Below are 21,704 nucleotides of genomic sequence, written 5' to 3' on the forward strand. Positions count from 1 at the left end.
GTGGCAGAGGATTTCGCGGCGGATGTGCGGGCGCGGGCGGCCGAGCTGGATCGGTCGATGGATGGTGAGTACGCGGAGGCGATGACGGAGTATTTGCGGGGGACTGTCGCGAAGGCTTTGGGGCAGTTGGCGTCGTATTCGAGGGATTTGTCGAAAACGACGAGGACGGCCGCGGCGAATGTGGAGAAAGCGCAGATTCTGTTGATCGCGGCCGCGGTGTTCGCGGTGGCGCAGATCGCGTTTCTGGCGGCTTCGTTGATCTTTTCGTGGATGATCCCGGCGGTGAAGGCCGCGACACAGTTGACGATGCGGATGATCGTTCAGCAGTTGCTGGCGAAGTTGTCGACGTTGGGGCTGGAGAAGTTGTCGTGGGAGGGGTTGAAGCAGGCTCTGGTGCGGATCGCGCCGTTCGCGCAGCAGGCGGCGATCGACGTGGGGGTGTCCGCGGCGGTGGGCGCGGGGTTGATGACGTCGATCGATTACTTCACCCAGCTGGGGCAGATGAACAACCATCAGCGGGATGAGATCGATGGCAAGGCGGTGTGGCAGGCGACGGTGGGCGGCGCGATCGGTGGCGCGGCGTCGGGGTTGATGACGGGTGGTGCGCGGGTTGTCGTGTATACGGCGCAGTCGGCGGCGCGGGATCTGGGGAAGAAGATCCCGCGGGGGATGGTGATCTGGGGGCAGCTGGGGTATGCGGGTAGTCAGGTGGCGTCGGTGTTGTGGAGTACGCCGATCATCAACGCGGTGCTGAACAATCCGGAGGCGTTCTGGGGTGGGGCGTTGGGGGCGTTGTCGGGGTTCGGCCGGCCGCGGAGGCCGGATGGGGCGGGTGGCGAGGACGGGATGAAGGTCGATGTCGACGACCTCGGTCTGGATTTGCCGGATGCGCCGGAGAAGCCCGCACCGGATGGGTCGGAGAAACCGGGTGCGTCCGGTGATGCGGAGTCGGTGTCGTCGCGGCCATCGTCCGATGCGGACTCCGAGGCGACGCTGCGGAATTCCGTGGATTCTGGGGAGACGTTGCGGGATTCCGAGGGTCAGGGGACGTCGGGCTCGGGCGAGAAGAATAGTGCGAAGCCGGCGCTGGTGATTCCGGGCGCCAAGAGTGCCATCGGGGCCCTGGTCGTTGCGGTCACCGAGTCGCTGGGTGGGCAGAGTGAGGGCAGGGGAACCGTTGGCGCGCCAGGGTCGGGCACCGGGACCGGGAACACGCAGACTCCGGGAACCCAGGCCGGGACCGATGGGCGGGCCGATGTCGTGCAGCAGCCGGTCACCAGCAGTGGCGGCAGCCCGGTCGGCCAGCTGTTCACCACCAGCCCCGCCATCACCACCGGCTTGCCGGGCGCCGACTCGGCGGGCAGCCCGGCGTCCTCGGCCACCGGTGGCTCGGTGTCGTCCAACTCGGCGCAGTCGGTAACAGGGACGACCGGTGGACCGGTGTCGGGAACCGGCACGGCGCAACCGGCCGCGGGTATGGGCAACGGCCAGGTCTCGGCGGGTGGCGATGCTCGCCCCGCCACCACCGGCGGCCAGCAGGTGTCCACAGCGGGCCAGCCTGGGTCGAACACGAACGGACAATCGGTCACCGCCGGTGCCCAGGCCCCGGCCGCTACCGGGACGCCCTCTCAGCCTTCGTCGGTTCAGCCGCCCGCTACTACCGCAGGCGGTCCGGCGCAGCCGGGCACAGGAACGTCGGGTCAGCCGAGTGCGGGCACGTCCGGTGGACCCGTGCAGCAGGGCACCGGGACATCGGCTCAGCCGGCTCCGGGTACGCAGGGTCCGGTGGGTGCGGGCGAGAAGCCCACGGTGGGCCAGCCATCCGCCACCACCGCTGGCGGTCCGGCACAGCCGGTTACCGGGGCGCAGAACCAGGCGGGCCAGCCTGCGGCGAGCCAGCCGCCCGCGACCACGGCCGGTGGGCAGGCGCAACCGGGAACGGGAACCGCCGGTCAGCCTGGCGCGGGCGAGAACGGACGCCCCGCCGCGGCCGGGCAGTCCGCGCCGACCCAGGCGCCCGCGACGACGGCCGGCGGTCCGGCGCAGCCGGGCACGGCGAAGGCCGGGGAGACCGGTTCTTCCGAGGGACAGCCGCAGGTGGGGCGCCCGGCCGAGGGCACGAATCAGCCGTCCGCTCCGAAGGCCGATGCCCCGGTCCAGACCGGCACGCCGAAGCCCGACGGTTCCCCGCAGCTGCCGACACCCAAGACCGATGGCCCGGCGCCCAAGGCCGGGGACACCGGGCCTGCCAAGGACCAGCCCACTGTGGACCACCCGGCTTCCGGCAAGGTGGGCGATCGCGCGCGTCCCGATCCCGATCAACCCGTGGTGGTGGACAACGGCCGGCCGCCGCCTGCCTCCGGTCAGCCGGGGCCGGGTCAGGCCGGGCGTGCCGATGCCGCCGGGACCCAGCCGGGGGCGAACGACGCCGCGCGGCCGGCCTCCGGGCAGGGGTCTGGTGCGGACCGGGTCCCGGGGCGTGACGGGTCGGCAGCGCAGCAGTTCTTGCGTGGTGAGCCTGCCCGGACGGAGGCCGGTCCCGCGGCGCAGCCGCCGAAGGGTGGCGGCGATGGGTCGCTGCCTGCTCGGACGGAGACGGTGCCCGCGGCGAAGGGTGATGGGCCACTGGCCGCCCGGACGGAGACGGCGCCGCCGGTGAAGGGTGAGGGTGTCCGGTCTGGTGCGGAGTCGGTCGCGGATCGGCGTGGGTCGCAGGCTCCGGGTGAGGCACCGCATGTGGTGGGAGCGCCGGAGAGCCGGCCGGCCGGTAAGCCAGGTGATCCCGTGTCGCGTAGGGATTCGGGTGTGGACGCCGAGGATGTGCCACCGGCGCTCGTGGCGGCACAGCTGGGATCGACCCGGCCGGAGCAGGTGAGCAGGTCCACTTCGGACGGACGCTCGGATGGTCCGGTGGCGGAGTTCGTGACGGCCGCGGAGTGGGGTGCGGTGCGGGAGTCGGTGTCGCCGGCGCGGCATCGTGGCGAGCGGCGGGACCTCGCGACGTCATCGGACAAAGACACCGAGAGCGGGATGGTGCAGCTGCGGTTCGATGTGCGTCGCGGTGAGGTGGCGCCGGGCCGGTGGGTGCGGGAGTTGTCGGTGCCGGTGGAGCTGGTGTCGAAGCCGGGCGGGGTGGACGTGGCCACGCGCCGGAAGTTGGCAGACGCTGTGCAGCGGGTGCTGGACGAGCGGGTCAACGGCCGGTACCGGTTCCCTGGTGGGGATCAGCTGCATGTGGTGCTCGACGCGCGGACGCCGGACGCGCCGCCCCGTGCGGGATGGGAGCGGGACGGGAAGCGGCCGGTGCCGGTCGAGGTGGGCACCACAGCGAAGCGTGGCCAGCTGTCGTGGCTGGCCGGGGACACCGACGCGGCGGTGGGGAAACTGTTGCGGTTCATCGGGGCGGAGGGACGGACGTCGGAGCCTGCGAGGCTCGGCGGTACGGCTGAGGGGCGGAGCGCCCACCTGGACGCGAGGGATCTCGCGGGGATCGAGGCCGCGCTCCGGGACACCGCGGGCGACGCGCGGGAGACGCCGCCGCAGACGGACCCGGCACGGCCGGCGGTGGTGGCGGGTCCGTCTGCGGGGACGGTGGTGTGGCCGGAGCGGGTGTGGGGGCTGGGGACGTCGTGGTTGCGGGGTGAGGACGGCTGGTATGGGGCAGAGGGTGCGGGGGTGGTCCAGAGCGGTGATGGACCGGTGGTGGTGCCGAAGGGCGCGCGGGCGGTGTTCGACGCGGGTGGTGAGGCACGGTTTGTGGAGCTGGGGGAAGGGGTCAGTGTCGACCGGGGTCTGGACGGCCAGTGGTCACCGCCGCGTTCGCGGGCCGGGGAGGTCCGGGCGCAGAAGATGACTGAGGCCGAAGTGCTCGAGGCCGGTGTGATGACCCTCGCCGACGGGTCGAGGGTGATGTTGCCGCCGGAGAGCGAGCGCGTGATCGATCACCATGGCGGCGCGGAGAAGGTGGTGGCGTACCGGCAATTGAAGGACGCCGAGGGTAACTGGCTGAGCAAGCCGCGGGTGTTCGTGCCGGATGGTGACGGTGGATGGGTGCAGCACACGACGGACGCGGTGGCGTACGAGGGCTGGCTGGCGAGCGCGAACAAGGCGTCGGAGGCGGCGCGGACATTGTGGGACATCGCGGCTCGGTCTGGGCCGGAGGTTCCACGGCACCGCCGGCTGACCGAATTGTCGGAGGCGGAGCTGAAGGAGCTGTATGGGCGGGGGCCGGAGGCGGACGCGTTCGCGGCGGTGTTCGAGCTGATCCGGCGGAACAAGGGGATCGCGTTGCGGTGGACGCAGGTGTCGGCGGTGCACGCTTTCGGTGAGGGCCGGGTGGTGAACATGGCCGCGGGGGAGGGGAAGTCCTGGCTGTTCTTCGCCCATGCGGCGGTGAACGCGATGCGGCCGGGGGTGGACGGGGTGCAGGTGACCACGACCCGGGGAATTCTGGCGGACCGGGAGTTGCCGGTTTACGTGGACTTGCTGCAGCGGCTGGGGGTGGATGTGCACCGGCTGAACCAGGACGATCCGCCGCCGGGGCCACGGGAGGGGCGGCCCACGGTGTATCTGGGTACCGCGGAGGATGTCGGGTTCACCTATCTGCGGCACGACACGTTGCCGGGGCAGCAGGCGAAGGACGATCCGGTGCTGTTGACGGTGAGTATCGACGAAATCGACGAGGCGCTGGTGTATTCGAACGCGCAATACATTCTGAGCGAGGGGGTGCAGGGGGTGGCGTCGCCGGAGGTGCTGGAACAGGTGCGGACGGCGCATGATCTGGTGCGGGACGCGATGGGCAGTGGCTGGTTGACCGAGGCCGATTTCGGGCGCCGGGACGGGCAGGCGGGTGGCCAGGCCCGGCTGACGGGCCCTGGCCAGGAGAAGGTGGAACTGCTGCTGGGGCGGACGTTGTCGGATGACGAAGTGACCCGGGTGAACATGGCCGCCGCCGCTCGCTGGGAATACAAGGAGAACGTGCACTACGTAGTGCACGACGGCAAGATCTTCATCATCGACCAGACGACACACAACGTGATGTTCAACCCGGCGACGAGTTCGGAGAGCCGGTGGAACGGTGGACTGGCTCAGGCCGTGGAGTTCAAGCACGGTCTGGAGATCCGCAGTGATTCCGCGGGGAACAAGGTCGTGACGGCGCACGAGTTGCTGGGGAAGAAGGAGTACGGGCAGAAGACGGGGGCGTCGGGGACGGCGAACGGGCACGGGGCGAAGTTCGCCGAGCAGGGGATGTCGTCGCAGGTGCAGGATGTTTCGCGGTATTACGAGCCGCGGTTGAAGATCGCCGATGACGTGGTCGCCGCCGACGAGGCCACGAAGCTGCGGCAGCTGGCTGAGGACGTCCACGCGATGCAGGGCCCCGAGGGCACCCGCCAACCGCAGCTGATCCTCGCGACCCGTAACGATCAAGTGGCGATGGTGTCGGACATGCTGACCGAGCTCGGTGTGACCCACGAGGCGATCGACGCGAAATGGCAGCTGGAGAAGGACGTCGATTTCGACGACGAGTTCAAGCGGGTCATCGACGCCGCCGGCGCGCAGGGCAAGGTCCTGGTGATCAACATGCAGGGCGCCCGCGGGGTCGACATCACCACCACGAAAGAAGCCAAAGACGCCGGGGATCTGGTGGTGCGGATCACCGCGCACTCGGAGATCTCCCGCGACATCGACATCCAGGCCCAGAACCGGGCCGGTCGCTCCGGCGGCGGCGGTGAAGTCGTGTACTACTCCTCACCCAAGGACGAGTTGTTCCAGCTGTCACAGAACCCCGACGTGCAGCTGGCGATCACCCACTACACCGACGCGGTCACCTCTGGGGACGCGCTTGCCATCACCGCCGCCCAGCAGGGTCTCCGCGATCTGGTCGGAGGAATCCAGGCCAATTCCGGGCATCCCACCATCGACCAGCACACCGCCCAGCCCAATGCCCCGCCCACCAGCCCGGGAAACCGCCCCACGACATCGGGCGACGAACCCGAAACCCCGCCGCCTGACGAACACCAGACCGACCCGGGCTTGGTCGAGGCGCTTACCGCCGCGCAGCGGACCTTCACCGACCAGCTCGGCACCTGGCGCGCCGCCCACCCTGATCTGGTCATACCCGCCTCGGTCACCGCCCGGCTCAACGAGGACTTCCTCACCGACTTCTACGCCGACTACACGATCCCGACAGGTAGCGCAGGCCACGACTGGCGAACCTTGCTCGACCACGCCGCCGCGGGCCTGCACGACACCTTCGACCAGGAAGCCACCACTCGCACCGACCCGACACCGACCCAGACGAAGCCGACCCAGACGAAGCCGACGTGGTCGATTCCGACGGACCGCGAGGAAGCGCTGGAGTGGGTGGCCAAAGGCGGTGACCTGCTCCAGCGGGAGTTCGGGAAGAGGCCTGCGCGGGATGTTGAGCCTCATATCGAGCAGGCCACGAGGATTGTGTCCCGCTATCACCGGGTGCCCGTCTGGATCGAAAACCCGGCCCCCGAACAAGCGGACGCTGTCAGGCTGAACAACGCGATCAAAGACCTCGTCGCGGGATATCTGGCCAATGGACTGTCCGAACAGGACGCCGAGGAACTGTCCGAGGAACTCTCCCTCGCACTTGGCACGTCGCGGACCTCCCCGCACAACACACCTGCCACGCGGGGCGGGGCGCAGGACGATCAGGCCGCCCTGCCGGTGACAGGTGAGTCCTCCTCGGGTGACGGTGCGGCGCGTGTCAGCGGTCCGGACTCCGCTTCTGGTGTTCCGCAGGACGTGGTGGGGTGGCGGCCTGGTACTGGTGGGGTGGGGACGCTGAGGGAATTCCTGGCGTGGCGTGTGATCGCGCAGTGGCGGCAGTGGTGGAGGACCGAGACGCCTTTGCACGATCTTCCGCCGGAGTTGCTGGACATGGTCTGGCAGCAGCTGGAGCTGGACCAAGCACCTGTGGGGTGGGTTCAGGCGTGGTTCGACTACATCGCGGATGAGAGGACTCCGCAGGGGGATTACCGCTACAGCGACGGTGCCGTGGCGGCGATGTCGGGTGGGTTGGTCAGTGCGGGGTTCGTGGAGAAATCGAGGGGGGTTGCCAGGGCGGAGTGGAAAGGGTTGCTGGACGAGTACAGCAGGTTGACGGACTTCGACACTGACGTCGTCGATTTGATGGTGGATGGGTTTGTCGATGCCGTGGTGCGGGCCCGGCCGGAGTCGTTGCCGCGGATGCGGGCAGAGTTTTTTGTAGCGGAGGGGGATCCCGGTGTTGGTGCGGAGGCACTGAGGTCGCGGGTGGCGAGGTCGGTGCGGGACCGGTTAGGGGAGTACCCGGACGATGCGCCGGAGGTGTCGGTCGAGGATTTGCTGGCACGGGTGGCTATCGGGTCGCTTGTGGTGCCGGCGGGAGACTCACGGTTCGCGACGGCGCGAGTTTCGGTGGAGGGGCAGCGCCCCCCGGGTGGGTTGTACGGCCCGGCCGCTTACGCCGACGCCGACGCCGACGATCCGGCGTGGCCGTCGGAGTTCAATCTGCAGGAAGCGCGTGACGGGTTGGAACGGCTGGACCGCGCGGACAGGGACAGGGTCGTCACGCGGGCTCGCGAGCTGGTGAACCAGTACAACTACGAGCCGCGGCGGTTCGACGGGCCCGCCCCGCTGATCCACCAGTTGTACCGGGGCCGGTACGAGGCAGCGGTCGACTTGGTCGCCTGGGGACTACACACCTTTCTCAATGACACCGGGGACTTCGAGGACGCTGAGCACGCCGCTGATGAGCTGGCTCTCTATCTGGCCGACGAGGTGGGGTGGCTTCGCTGGAGAGGTGTCCTGAGCGGCAAATGGGAGCCGTTGTGGCCGTCGATTCCGTCGGATCGTGAGGGTGCGCTGGCGTGGGTCCACAACAACGATGGTGGCCTCTCCCCGCAGGCGTTCGAGAAGAGGCCCGAGCAGGAGACTCAGCGCTCTATCGAGCAGGCCACAAGAATTGTGGCTCTGCATCACCAGGTGCCCGGCAGGAGCGAAGAACCATCTCGCGAACAAGCGGAAGCTGCCAGGGTGTACGACGCGGTCAAGGACGTTGTCGCCAGATATCTGGCCCACGGACTGTCCGAAAAGGACGCCGAGAAGCTGTCCGAAGAACTCGCCACCAAGCTCGGCACACTGCGGCCCTCGCCACAGCGTGCGGGCGCTTTGCCGGCAGGTCCCGGTCGTGGCCGGAATGCCGCGCCCGCCCCGGGGGCGTCGGGTCGTGGGGGTATGCCCGCTTTGCCGGGTGGGGCGCGGATCGATGCCCGGCCGGAGACGACAGGTGAGTCCTCGCGTGGTGTTGCTGCGGCGCCTGTCAGCGGTCCGGACTCCGGGCGGGCACAGGACTGGTTCAACAGGCTCTCGCCGGTTCAGGAAACACTGGGAAGAGACGGCAGCTCCCATGATGAGGACATGGCGCTCGATGAGTCGGTCGTGACCCAGGCCGTGGCCCCGGAGGTCGGAGCCGGATATCCGGCCTGGCGTGACGCTAACGGCGAGTTGCGGCAGGGAAGGGTGCGTCTAGCTAAGGTAAAGGACCGCTGGCGTGCCGCATGGCCGTTGTCCGAAGACAGCGTGAACAAGCTGGAGGAGCTGAAGAAACGGTTCGCGGCCAAGGTCAAGGAGGCGGTCGATGAAAAGCAGGAGATGCCGGAAGCCCGGCTGCACCTCTACCGGAAGGTAGCCCGCCGGACAGACGACGAGTATGCCGCCGCACTGTCGACTCTGGAGGATGAATTACGCGCGGCGGTCGACGTCGCCAGTCCGGGTTTCAACCAAGAGAAGCTGACCTTTGACCGCGAAGAGCACGGATCGAACAGCGGCACGGAAGTGGGGATCACCCTGCATGTCTCGCCGAACCGGCCCGAAGAGAGCTATCAGACGGGGGGTGAACTGAACCTGCCCCTGGTCACCATGAGGCAAAAGCACGTGTTGTTCGCCGCCGATGTGCGCCGTCTGCGGTTGCTGGTGGAGGGCCTTGCCCAGCGGCTGGACAACAACGACTCTCCCCACGAGCAGGTGCGTCTCGTGGTGCACCTGATGACCAGGGCCGACGCGGCCGCACGACGGATGGCGGGGGTCACGGCCGAGCTCCGCGAGGCGGTGAAGGCGGTGCGGCGAGAGTACTCGGACGAGGATGTCGAGGCGTTCATCGCCCAGCATGTAGTGATGGGTGTCACCCGGACGGCCAACCATAGCCATCCCGCTCTTTTCGTCACTCTCGCCGGACTCAAATCCGATCCGGTACCGGAGCTGCCGATCAAACTGTACGCCCGAGCCATGGACCGCGCGGATCGCGAACTCGATAGCTGGCAGGGAGAGTTGAAGGACGGAGAGCCCTTCGTGCTCGTCGAGGAGGCTCAAAAGAGGCTGAACGGCTTCATTGACGAACTCGTGACCAAAATCGAAGCGCGTGCGGGCAAGGATCAGCAACCCAACGATATCCGGTTGCACGTCTGGGGAAAGACGATCAGGTCCGGTGTCGGAGTTTTCCTCCCTGAGCATGTGGAGCTCGAAAATCTGGTAAAGGCGGAGGTTCAAAAACGTGGCCCTGATCTCAGTAAGTTTCGCTTCACTTACGTGGCTCATGCGGCCGAGAAGCAACGAGACCGTGCGGTGTCAATCGCCGTGCACGAGACACCAGAGTTCGGGAAGAAACACTATCTTGCGGCGACGTCCTTGACGGAGTTCTTCGTGCCGCTATTTGCCGTTCTGCCGGAGGCCGCCCGGCAGCGGATCACCTGGCTGTCAACGGGATTCATCCTCAAGCGCCTCAAGGGCGGGAACGAGACTCTCTCCATCGGGGTGATGTATTCCCCCAAAACCGGTGCCGACCTTCGACTGAAGGAGGTAGAGGAACTCGTCCTCGCCGCTTTCCGCGAGCAGTTGCCAGGGGCTGAAAGTGAGCAATGGGCCCGTAGGATCCTGGACGAGTCCGTCCACATCACCGCGTACCCCAAGCGTAGGAAAGAACAGCAATCCGCCGTTCTGCTGGATGTGTACGTGGACGGGAAGGGTGAGGTGTCGTCGCTCCCGCCGGATGTGCGGGACGAGTGGCAGCAGCAGGTGGAGTCGAGGCGGAGGACTTTGCGTGCGGCCCAAGAGTCCGCGGTCCTCGGGGGTGAATCCGGTGGGGTGTCCGCGGAGGTGGAGGTTGCGTGGCGTGCCGTGCTGGGGGTGGATGGTTCACCGTGGTGGTCTCCGGTGGATGAGGCTTCGCTGGTGGTTTTGGTGGACCGGATCGCGGGGAACGCTGTGGTGCTGGAGCGGGAGATGCGGGAGCCGTTGGACATCATGGTCGGGCTGACCGATACCGCTTCGCGGCGGGCGGAGTACGGGCCGGGGTTGCTCGACTCGCTGGAGGGCCGGTTGCGGGGGGCGCTGGGGGACCGAGGGTTGGACGGGGAGGCGGTGCGGTTCGCGTTCGACCGGGTGGGCAGGGAGCTGTCTGAGGGGGAGTCGCCCGGTGTCGAGGTGTTGGTGCGCCGGTCGCCGAACCGGTCTGTGCGGTATTACCGGGCCGCGAGGGCGCAGACCCTGCCTTTCCTGGAGGACGGTGTGGCGTTCTCGCAGGCTTCGTGGCGTCGGATGGGGTGGCAGCTGGAGGGATTCGTTCAGCGGGTGAACGACAGCGATGTGCTGGGGGAGCGGCCTCGTCTGGTCTTGACTTTGCTGTCCGTGCCTGGTGACACGGTTTCGGGGCGGGGGGCTGTGGCCACGGCGCAGGTGACCGCCGGGGTCTGGGCGGCGATGCCGCGGGCGTCGGAGGAGCAGGTCACCAGGTTCATCAAGGACAACATCGAGTTTCGTCAAGACATATCGGCCGAGGGGCCGGCGCTGGTGATGACCGTCGAAGGTCCGGAGCATGAGCTGGACCGGGGCCCCGACGAGCACGAGATGTTGCTGCCGTGGGGCGGGCAAGTGACTTCGACACCACTGGTCCCGTCGCAGTTGTCCGAGGAACTCGCCACCAAACGCGGCACCCGGCGGAGGTCTCCGCAGAGCACGTCTGTTTTGCCCGGTGGCGCACGCAACGACGATGCCCCGCCGAAGGCCGGTGAGTCATCTCGTAGTGGTGTGGTGCAGACCAGCGAACCGGAGTCCGCTTCTGTTGTTCCTCTGGAGGTGGTGGAGTGGCGGCCTGCGGCGGATGAGTCGGGGCCGCGGACATTGAAGGAATTTCTGCTGCGGCGTGGCATCGCGAAATGGTTGAGTGTCACCGAGCTGCGGAAATCCTCGCTGAGTGAGGAAACCAGGCTACTTCTTGAACGGACGCCGTTGGGACGGCGTCCGGTGGAGTTGCTGGACATGGTCCGGGAGCAGGTGGAGCTGGACCCCGCACCTGTGGAATGGGTTCAGGCCTGGTTCGACAACATCGTGAATGTGAGGACTCCGCAGGGGGATTACCGCTACAGCAACACTGCCGTGGCGGAGATGTCGGGCGGGTTGGTCGATGGCTGGGTCGTGGAGGAATCGCGGGGAGTCGCCCGGGCGGAGTGGGCGGGGCCGCTGAGTGAGTCCGGCGCGTTGAGGGACTTCGGCGATGACTCCGTCCGCTTGATGACGCTGGGGTTTGTCGATGCGGTGGTGCGGGTTCGGCCGGAGGTGTCGCCGCAGATGCGGGTAACGGTGTTCGTCGAGGAGGGGCAGCCCGGTACTGTCGCGGATTCGCTGAGGTCGTGGGTGGAGAGCGCGGTGAAGGCGCGGTTGGCGAATTACCCGGTGAATGTGCTGGGGGTGCAGTTCGAGGATGTGCGGGCACGGGTGGATATCGAGTCGCGTGTGGTGCCGGCGGACGACCCGCGGAGCGCGACGGTGCGGGTGTCGGTGGAGGGGCAGCGTCCTGTGGGTGGGTTGTACGGCCCGGTCGTTTACAACGACGTCGCTGATCCGGCGGGGCCGTGGTCTTCCGATCTGCGGACAGCGCGTGACGGGCTGGCAGCACTGGAGAGCACCGGCAGGGACAGGGTCCTCACGCGGGCTCGCGAGCTGATGAACAGGTACCACCACGAGCCACTGCGGTTCGACGGGACCGTCCCGCGGGTCCACGCTCTGCACCGGGCCCGGTACGAGGCAGGAATCGACATCGTCGCCTGGCGACTGCACGAGTCCCTCGCTACCAGGAGCGCTGCGGCCGCTGACCGACTCGCTGATCTGAAGGCGTTCGATCTGACCGGCCCGGTGGGGTGGCGTCGCCGGGATGGTGTCCTGGGTGGCGAGGAACGGGCACCGTTGTGGCCGCCGATTCCGACGAACCGCGAGGGTGCGCTGGAGTGGGTTCACAACGATGGTGGCCTGCTCCAGCGGGAGTTCGGGAAGAAACCCGCACACGATGTTCAACCCTACATCGCGCAAGCCACCAGAATTGTGTCTCGGTATCACCGGGTGCCCGTCTGGAACGAAAACCCGGCCCCCGAACAAGCGGACGCTGTCAGGCTGAACAACGCGATCAAAGACCTCGTCGCGGGATATCTGGCCAATGGACTGTCCGAACAGGACGCCGAGAAGCTGTCCAAGGAACTCGCCACCAAACTCGGAACCTTGCGGACCTCCCCGCGGAACACACCCGTTTTCCCCGGGAGCGCAAGGAACGATGATGATGCACTGCCGGAGGCGGGTGAGTCCTCGGGCGCCGCCGATTCGGACTCCGACGCCGCATCCGACGCGACCTTCCAGGCCGCGGACGAGCCGGTGACCGACTTCGGCTTCAGCGAAGCCGAGAATTCGGCAGCCGATTCCTACGTCGGTACGGGTGGCTCGGCAAACGAGTTCGATACGGAATCAGAGGGAACCGACCACTCGGCGGTCGAGGCCGTGGTGATCGACGACGACTCGGATTCCTCCGATTCGGAGGACGACGTCGAGGAAGTTCCCCGGGAGGGTGTCGAGTACCCGGCGACGATGAATTCGCTGGGCGCGCTCAGCCTCGCCGCCGAAGGCTCAAGCGAAGAGGCCCGGTGGCGAAGCCTGCACGAGTCGGATCTTCCGCTGATCGACTCCGAGTCGTTCAACGTCTATGTTCAGCGATCCGGATCCGGCTTCTCCCACCAGGGCCAAGTGATCGACGCGGTCGCGCTCGCAGGTCACGTGAAGGCGTCTTCTCTCTTCCCGGCCGCAGACGCCCGGCAACCCGTCCTCCTGCTCGTGTCCGACGATGGGACAGACCTGTTCGGCGAGGATGACGTCCTCTCGGTGGGTGGGGAATTCTCGGCCGCGCTGCGCGATGGCGGACCGTTCCGGCCGGTGTTCTGGATGAGCGTCAGCTTCGACGAGACCGGAGAGGTATTCCCGAACAGTGATCCGGTCCAGGTGTCGGAACTGGCTCCGGAAGACGTCGCATGGGTTCCGATCGGCGGTGGCTGGGGCAGGCAGCCGGGAGGAATGGGTTTCGTCGGAAGGGGGATCGAGGAGTTCGCGCACAAATTGGACGAGCACACTCTCCGTGTGGTGGCTGAGAAGGACGATCGTCAGTTGTCCGTCTCGGCCCGACGGGCGGCGTGGGCGTCGGCGACATCGGGAATACGGGTTCCTCCCCTCGTGGTTCCCCTGAAGCAGCGTGACGGTCAGATCAGTACACCGTTGCAGGACGGCCGGGTGAGTGGTATCTCACCGCGACAGCAAGCCAGGACCATGGCGAAGGCGAAGTGGTTCCAAGAGGCCATGACAGCGTCGGTGCGGCCACCGTTGTTGCTCTGGCTCGAAACCAGTAACTTGAACGAGGGAAACAGGGCCGCGAAACAGTTCATGACGGAGTTGCGCTCGCAGGCCGGCCCCATCCTCACTCACGAATTCGTGGGTGACTATGATTTCGGCTTCCAAGCAGAGTCGGGCGCCGAACCGAGCATGATCCTTCAAGTGCCGAAGGGCGCCAAGTTCACTGAAGGCGGCCTGCCTTCCGTGGCGGACCTGGTCCACGTCGCCTCGGGCCCGGTGTTCGGATTGGCGGGCGGCGAGCGGCAGCAGGAGGTCTTCGAGCAGTTCGCGACGTCGTTGGATTCTGACGGTGTCGCGGAGCGTCTCGGCTCTTGGGGAATCGTGGATCCCCTGGTGCTGGTCGTTAACGCGCCGGATGGCACGTTCGCCCGATACAAGCATGAATCCGGCCCGGTCGCGGAGATCGACGGGGAACAACTGGGACGGCTGTGGCTGAATGACGAGAACTTCCATTCGACGCTGCGGGCGAACGCCGGCAAACCGGTACTGATCGTCGGGAACAAAGCGGGGGCGCGCAACAATTTCGGTGGTCTGGGCTTCGATTTCGCGGGAGCCCTGCACGCCGGCGGGCTCTTCAATCCCGTCTACGCGTTCGACGGGGAGGTGACGGTCTCGCCGGACGCCATCACCACGCTCGGCCAAGATCGGCCGGTGCTGGTGTCCGGGCTGCGAGCAGGCGATCTGGCCATTGAGGTCCTGCCCGACCGATCCGGGAACACGGTCGCGCTGTTCACCCGGTTCAAGGGCGACGAGTCGTACTTCGAAGAGGTCAAGCAATGGGCGGCCGAAGCGACGGTCGACAGTATCCGCACGTATTCCGAACGGCAGGCGGACGGCTCACTGATGGAATCGCCGTCCATGTGGGGGAAAACGACGATGCCGTTGTTCCTCTTCCTCGGCCGTGGCGAGGAAGGCTTCCAGACGACTCGGATCGATGGTGTCGAGCACCCGTCGACGATGGCGGAGCTCACGCGGATCCTGCGCAACGAACCCGCGCTGCGGGCGAGGCTGGACCATCGGTTCGGCAATAATCGGAAACGTGGCCTGGTGCTGCGCTCTGTGAACGAGCAGGACCGTGGTGCGGACGCCATCGGTGAACTGCGTGCCTTCACTCAAGGACTGGTGCCCGGCGGGTTCCGCCGGAGGACGTTCGCCTTGTCGGGGCGTTTCAGCTTCAACAGCGACGGCACGCTGGGTACAGACGGTGGCAACACACTGGCCGATCTGGCTCCCTTGCCGGGTGTCGAGAATGCTCTGAGCTACCCCTTGGTCAACGAGGAACTCGGCGTATACGGCCAGGTGTTCCCGCTCGACGAAATCGGGGCGCACTCAGCGCAAATGACAGCCAAGAGCGCCACTGCAATGACGCCGCGATATTTCCTGAGCACGGGCGTCTTGAAGACGCAGTTCGGTATGGAGGAAGGCGCGGTCCCATACGTAGGGGCTTCAGTGGCCGACCGGAAGCCGTTGTGGCAGATCCAGTGGACGAGCCGGTCGGACGGATTACGTTTCGCCCTTCGGACTGATGTTCCCGACCAGATCGGTGATGATGTCGGGGACTCGGCCCATGTGGGCGCACATATCGTCCACGGCAGCGGCATCTTCCAGCAGGCCCACCCATCGGGGCAGAGCGTTTCGCTGGACCTCCTGCACTCGTCCGAACCGCTGGACCGGCGTTTCCTGGCTGGACTCCTGCGTGAGTGGCGAAAGCTGACCGGTGAGGACGCCGATGTCTACGGCTACACCGGAGCCATGGAGATGGGGGAGCGGGCGAGGCTACTGGAGGACGGGGCTACTCAGACGTCTGGCCGCTCGGAAGACGATGAACTGGCTCCGCCGATCTCGATGGAGAGTTTCGCCGTCAACAAGATCGACAACGTGATGATTCAGTTCTCGTTCGACAGCACGGAGCTGAGTTCGGTTTCCGGTGATTGGGAGACGGAAATCGATGCTCTGGTGGCGTCGGTGACGGGTGCCGGCGCGTGGCGGTTGCGCAAACGTCTGAACCAGCGGGATCTGCCGAAGATCACCGTGCTCGGCTATGGGAACGAAGGCGATTGGGCGGACGGCGGCCGGGCCGAGCAGATGGGGCTGACACGGGCCGAGGCCGTGGCCGGTCTGGTGCGCGAGAAGCTGGTGGCGGAGACGAGCCGGTTCACCCAGGCGGGACTGAAGATCAAGCCCAGGCACATCGCCATCGAGGTAAGCGGGGAAAAGGCTCGTGCCGGCCACGGCAGCAGCGTGCACGTCCAGGTCAAGCTGACGAAGCGCGAACTCGGCGAGGCGACACTCGAGCCCTTGCTCACGGGAGACTCCGCCCGTGCGATCGAGCGGTTCGAGAAGGCATTCGACGCTTTGCTGCCTGAAGACGTCGTTCGCGGTGTAGGTGCGGATGGTCTGGTGGTGCTGGGTGGGCTGGTGCCGGTGAGTGACGGTGTGGGACGTGTCCGGGCGGGGATGGTGCTGGGTGACCCGAAGTCGAAGGTGGGCGGAGCAGCGCGATGGTTGCCACACGAGCCGGGTGTGTTCGGTGTGGTGATCACGGATCACAAGGTGCCGGATTCGGTGACCGTGGTGAACGCGTTGCGTGACGCGGGGTGGAACGGCAAGGACTCGGTGCGCTTGTTCCTCTGTGCTCAGGAGGGCCTGCCGGAGCTGGCTGGGGCGCTGGCGGACCAGTTGCAGGTCAAGGTGTCCTACCCGCGTGATCAGGTGTGGTTCGGGGCGATCGACGACGAGTTGATGGACGGTCCGGCGGCGCGGGTGGGCTGGATGGACCACGTCGACGGTGTTCCGGTGCCGCGACTGGCGAAGGACGGCGAGGGATGGATCGAGAAGGAGCCGGGGGGAGCGGAGAAGCCGGGCGCGTATGTGTTGACGGCTCCTGTCCGGGCTCCCCGGCTGGGACTGAAGCGGCCGGTCCACCTGGGACCGCAGACCGGAACATCGTCCACCGTGGACTCTCGAACCCCCGTGATTCCCTCGATGGCGACCGGACTGGAAGGCCTGGGACCGCGTGACGCCGAGACACCCGTGGTGTCGCAGACACCGCCGCAGGCCGGGCTGACCGGGGCTCCGGTCACCTCGGAAACCCCAGCGCCTGTCACCGACGCCCGTGGATCTTCGATGCCGCAGGTCGTTCCCGGCACGGAAACCCGTGCGCTTCCCGGTACCGCCCGGGCGATCCCGGGATATCTCCGCGGAAGCAAGGCGCCGGGAATCGCCGCGCAGTTGAGCCGGACCGAGGAAGTGGACCGAGTGGTCGAGTCGGCCGGCTCATTCGCCTCGAAGCCGCCCACGGCGGCGGAACTCGCTCATCTCGAGCATGAGTTCGGCACCAAGGCGGGCTCCTTCGTCGGCGAAGGTCGCGTATTCACCCTGGGTGGCAGGCCTATCCGGATCAGGGTCGACAAACTCCATTGGCCGAAGCAGCAGACGGCGAGCCGGACCGGGACGACGAAGGCGGTGACCCGGGAAAGTTCCGGGAACAGCGGCGCGCGCACTGGGACGAAGACGAACCCGCAGACCACCTGGATCTTCTTCACCCCGATGGTTCCCGGTCTGTTCACCACCGGGTTCTTTTCGATGCCGACCGCCGTGTCCACCAGCCGTACGCACGGCCACGACCTGGGCGGGTCCAAGCAGATCAGTGTCTCGCTGCCGGAGCGGCCCGTGGACGGCGAGAGCGATTACCGGGGAACGCGTTCGGTCAGGGTGCCGATGACCGTGGTCATCGAGCCGGAAGAGCCCCGAAGCGACGATTCGAAGTTGAGTATCAAGCTCCCGGGTGACAGCCCGTTGTGGAAGCCGGTCGCGGCTGAGTTCAGCGTGCCCGAAGGACTGCGTGACGAGGGCCGTCCGGTGCCGATGCCCGACGCCTTGCCCCCTTCGGCCACCGAAGCCGTCACGGTGCGGCGGGGAACGCCGCGGAAGATGTTCGATCAGGTCCTCGTTCGCCTCGGCAAACTGGACAAGGACTCGCGTGAAGTGCTGAGAGAGTTCCTCGGCACGGGCTCCATCACCGAAAACCTCTCGGACATGGCGGTGACTCCACAGGCCGATGCCGAAACTGGCTGGGTCACCTCGCACTCGCTGGTCCGAGGCGGGAATCCGATCAAGCGTCTTGTCTCCTCGCGGACGCAGAAGGTGCAGATGCGGGCCGTCGCCCGCAAGGTCGCGTACTTGGAGACGATCGAGGACGCCGAGTTCCGCGAGCACGAGGCCGAGACAAGCTCGAAGACCGCGTCGAGTACCGGCAGCCGCGACTTCACCGGCTACATCGCCGGCGGTCCGGGTTTCGACTACGGCTTGGTCGCCGCAGGAGCCGGTCCCTCCCTCGGGGGCGGCTACAGCAAGAGCAGGACGGCCACGAACGGCCAGGATTCAGGTCTTTCGGTGACCCGCTCCTACACCGACAGTGTGGTCCGCTATCGCACGGTGTACGACCTGCAGGTCCGCGTGCCCGGCCGGTCGCCGCTCACCTTCGACCGGGCTGTGGAAGGGACTCAGTGGGCTCAGCTCGACGACGCACGGCAAGCCGGTCTGTTGCCCGGCGAGGTCACCGGCGCCGCGATCAACGGGTACGCCGCCCCGGGTCCCGGCACTGTGGGGAAGCCGCTGAAGCTGTCCGAAGCCAGCGCCCGCCTCAAGACGATCCTCCGCGACTCGGCGAAGACGATTCCCGGGCACAAGCGCTGGGCGTGGCGGGACGCGGGGCTCGTGACCCCGTTCGGCGACCGCAAACTGAAGAAGGGCTTGACCGGGAAACTGGAGCGCCAGCACGAACGCTGGGAAGCCATCGAAACGGCGTTGTCCGCGGACAACCTCGCCCGGCGGTTGCCGAACCTGCTCTTCGACCAGTCACAGTTCCTCGACCTGGCCCCCGAGCCGGGCCGGGGGCATGACTACCACAGCGGATTCCAGATCGACGCCCAGCTGCTGTCGCTCGGAGAGCCGCTGGGGCCGGTCAAGGGCGGTACCGGCACCACGGCGTTGACCGACGCCGAACGCGGCGGGGACACCGCCGGCGATGGCTGGAACGTCAGCGCCGGGATCCGCGAGCGGATCTACGCGGCGCTGGGGGGCAACACCGTCATGATGACCGGCACCCACAGGGTGGCGTTCACCCGGGCGAGGGCCACGGGACGAGCACGTGCCACCGAGCTGGCCGCGGGTGGGACCGTCGGCTCCGAGCTGGACGAGTCGGGCGCGGTCGTTCCGGAGCCGAAATACCGCTACGCGGCGAAGGTCGAACTGAAGGTCTCGGGTTCGTATTGGTCTCGGCACAACGACTTCGCCAGAGGACTCACCCTCGGGAAGCGAGGCAAGGACGTTCCCGAAGAACACCACCTGCCCGTCATCGACTCGCGAGCCACCGCGGACCGCCGCGCTCCCCGCACGATCGTCACCGAGGTGGTGCTCGAGCTGACGGAGGCGGAACGCGACGCTCTGCGGTCGGTGTCGGTGACCGCGGGTACCCGGCTTCCGTCGCGACCGCTGAACAAGGCCGACTACCTGCGGACCGGGACTTCCCGTGTCCTCGATGGCGTCCAAGTCCTTTCGGTGGCCGGGCTGGACCAAGTGCGCAAGCTCGTCAGGACGACCCTCAACCGCGCGTCCGGTGACCCGATCTGGAAATTCCGGGACGGCGAGAACTCCGCGTTGATCGAACAGGCGATCTCGGTCGAGGCCATGCGCTCGGACTTGCGTGTGTTCAACCGTCCGACCCGGATCGACGGCTTGCGGTGGAAGCGCCGGAAGGCGGCGCGGACCGCCGCGGTGGGAGTGTCCTACCGCCTTCGCGACCCGGAAGTGCTCGACACCGTCTGGCAGCAACCTCAGCAGGGTGTGGGAGCTTCGACGTCGACCTCGTCGGAGAAGAGCCGCAGTTGGGGGTTCTCGAACGAGGTCGAGCCTGCGGTCTTCGCTGTCAGCGAGGGGGCCGCGCACTCGTCGGGAACGGTCATGCGTGGTGTGGGCCCGATCCTCGCGGAGCTGAACCTCTGGCGCTCCACCATCAGCAAGAAGGTGAGCCGCAAGACGCGGGTGTCGACCAACAGGGCGCAGAACCTCGAGCCGCGCCGCGTCCATGTGGTCGAAGCCACGCTGGAGACGACGGTCTCTGTGGAGACGGCCAGGCGTGGTCTTCTCGATCGGTGGCACTTCCGGAAGACACGGCCCGCCAAAACGGCCGCGCACCGGTCCGAGCTGCCGAAAGCCGTGAGGGTCCTGCTGACCGACGAGCAACTGCACGAGGTGAGGATCCAGCAGGCGGCCGAAGACGCTCGCCGTGGCCACGCGAGTTCCGCGGCGCCGGCGCCCCTGTTCGCCGGACAGGTCGACGACGTCCCTAAAGGTCACAGCCTCGGCGGCTCGAACTGGGCCGATGGCGTCAGCGAGCCGGTGGACCTCAGCGGCCAGCTTTACCAAGCCGACAAGGCTGACGCGACGGGCAACCCGGCCGGCCTCCTCTCGCGCTTGGAGAGCGCTCTCACCAAGGAGAAGGCCGATCAACTGCTGAACAGCGCGGCCTCGGACACCGGACACGACAACCATCGCGCGATCGTGCGGTTCCTGTCCAACTTCCAGGCGTCGATGGTCGACTTGGCCAACGGGGGCGCCAGTGCCGGCCTGCGGCTGGAGAACAAACTCAGCGGAGAGACCTACGATCTCGTCGTCGACGTTCGGCCGACGAGCGAGCCGATGCCGGTCGGTGTCGTGCACGGAGAGCTCACCAAGACGTCAGTGGCGTCCGTGTTGGCGGCGACGACTCGCACCGCGAAGCGGAACCTCCTCGAACTGATGACGATTCCGGCCGCGGGCATGGCGTTCCAATCGGAATCCGACGTGAAGGACGCCGAGCGCGAGCCCGGCAAGCACGGTGCGCCCCTCATCACGCTCGGCTACGGCGTCGGGCACATCATCGAGTGGCTGGGCCAATTCAGGAGCCGCACCAACAGCCGCACCGCGAAGTTGATTCAGTCGGAGACGGTCAGCGGAGCGTTGGCCGAGCGCAGCGTCGATCTCAATTTCGACATCCGCATCGAACGGCACGGCGAGCGCATCGCCGAAATCTCCGCCGAGCGCACAGTGCTCACCCGGTCCGCGGTGGAAGACCAGGGAACCGGCGACGACCTGCCCCACGAAGGCACGGTCACCTGGCGTCCGGAAACCGAAGCCACCGAGGCCAGGCTCGACAAGTGGCGGAACCCTTCCGGCGCCGCGAAACTGCCGGACGACCCCGCGGACTTCCGGATCACCCACTTCGACGGCGTGGTCGAGAATCTGCGCGACGCCGCCCGAACCGCGCTGGAGGCCGCGACCGGGAAGGAACTGGACTCGCGGACGCTGGCGCTGCTGCGGGAGCAGCTCACCCCGAGCCAGCTGAACGCCTTGGCGCCGTCGCACTTCGGCGCCGGCAGCGCCTCGACCCTGCCGTCCGAAGCCGTCCTGCCGGAAACAGATGACGCCACGGGCACCGAGCTGATCCTCCCTTCGGAACTCGGCGTGAAGTTGACGCTGCACGCCATGATCGACGGGCCGGGCGCCCTCGAGAACGTGAGCGGGCGGATCAAGCTCAACGGGCACACGGATGCCACGCGGATGAAGGAGTTCAGCGGCGGCAGCGAAACCACACAGGTGGTCGCGACCCTGCCGGTCTTCGGCGCGGGGGTACCCCAGGCGCCCGGGCACACCACCTTCGAAGAGGGCCGTCAGGTCTTCGGCAGTATGCAGGCCTTGTTCTTCGGTTTCGAGCCGCACGCCGTCTTCGGCGAAGGCCACGAGCACGAGGGTGCCCAGCGGTCGGGAGGCAGGGCACTGCCGAAGCCCGGGACCCCCGCCGCGGCCGATCCCCTCACCAGCACCTGGTCCTATCCCACCCGGTTCCGCTTGGTGGCCGAACCCGTCTCCACTGGCCCGCTCACCCGGCGCACGACGCAGGTGCGAGACGTCGACTACGACAAGGGCTATCA

The 21,704-nt window shown here is 67.2% G+C and carries 1 pseudogene (running past one end of the window); it reads left to right on the forward strand.

The features are described from left to right. A pseudogene (locus tag ACIRGA_RS33195) lies at window positions 1–21,704 on the forward strand (hypothetical protein) (its annotated part continues 6,080 nt past the right edge of the window); the annotation flags it as partial.

Source organism: Amycolatopsis sp. NPDC102389 (assembly GCF_044765885.1).
Taxonomy (GTDB): domain Bacteria; phylum Actinomycetota; class Actinomycetes; order Mycobacteriales; family Pseudonocardiaceae; genus Amycolatopsis.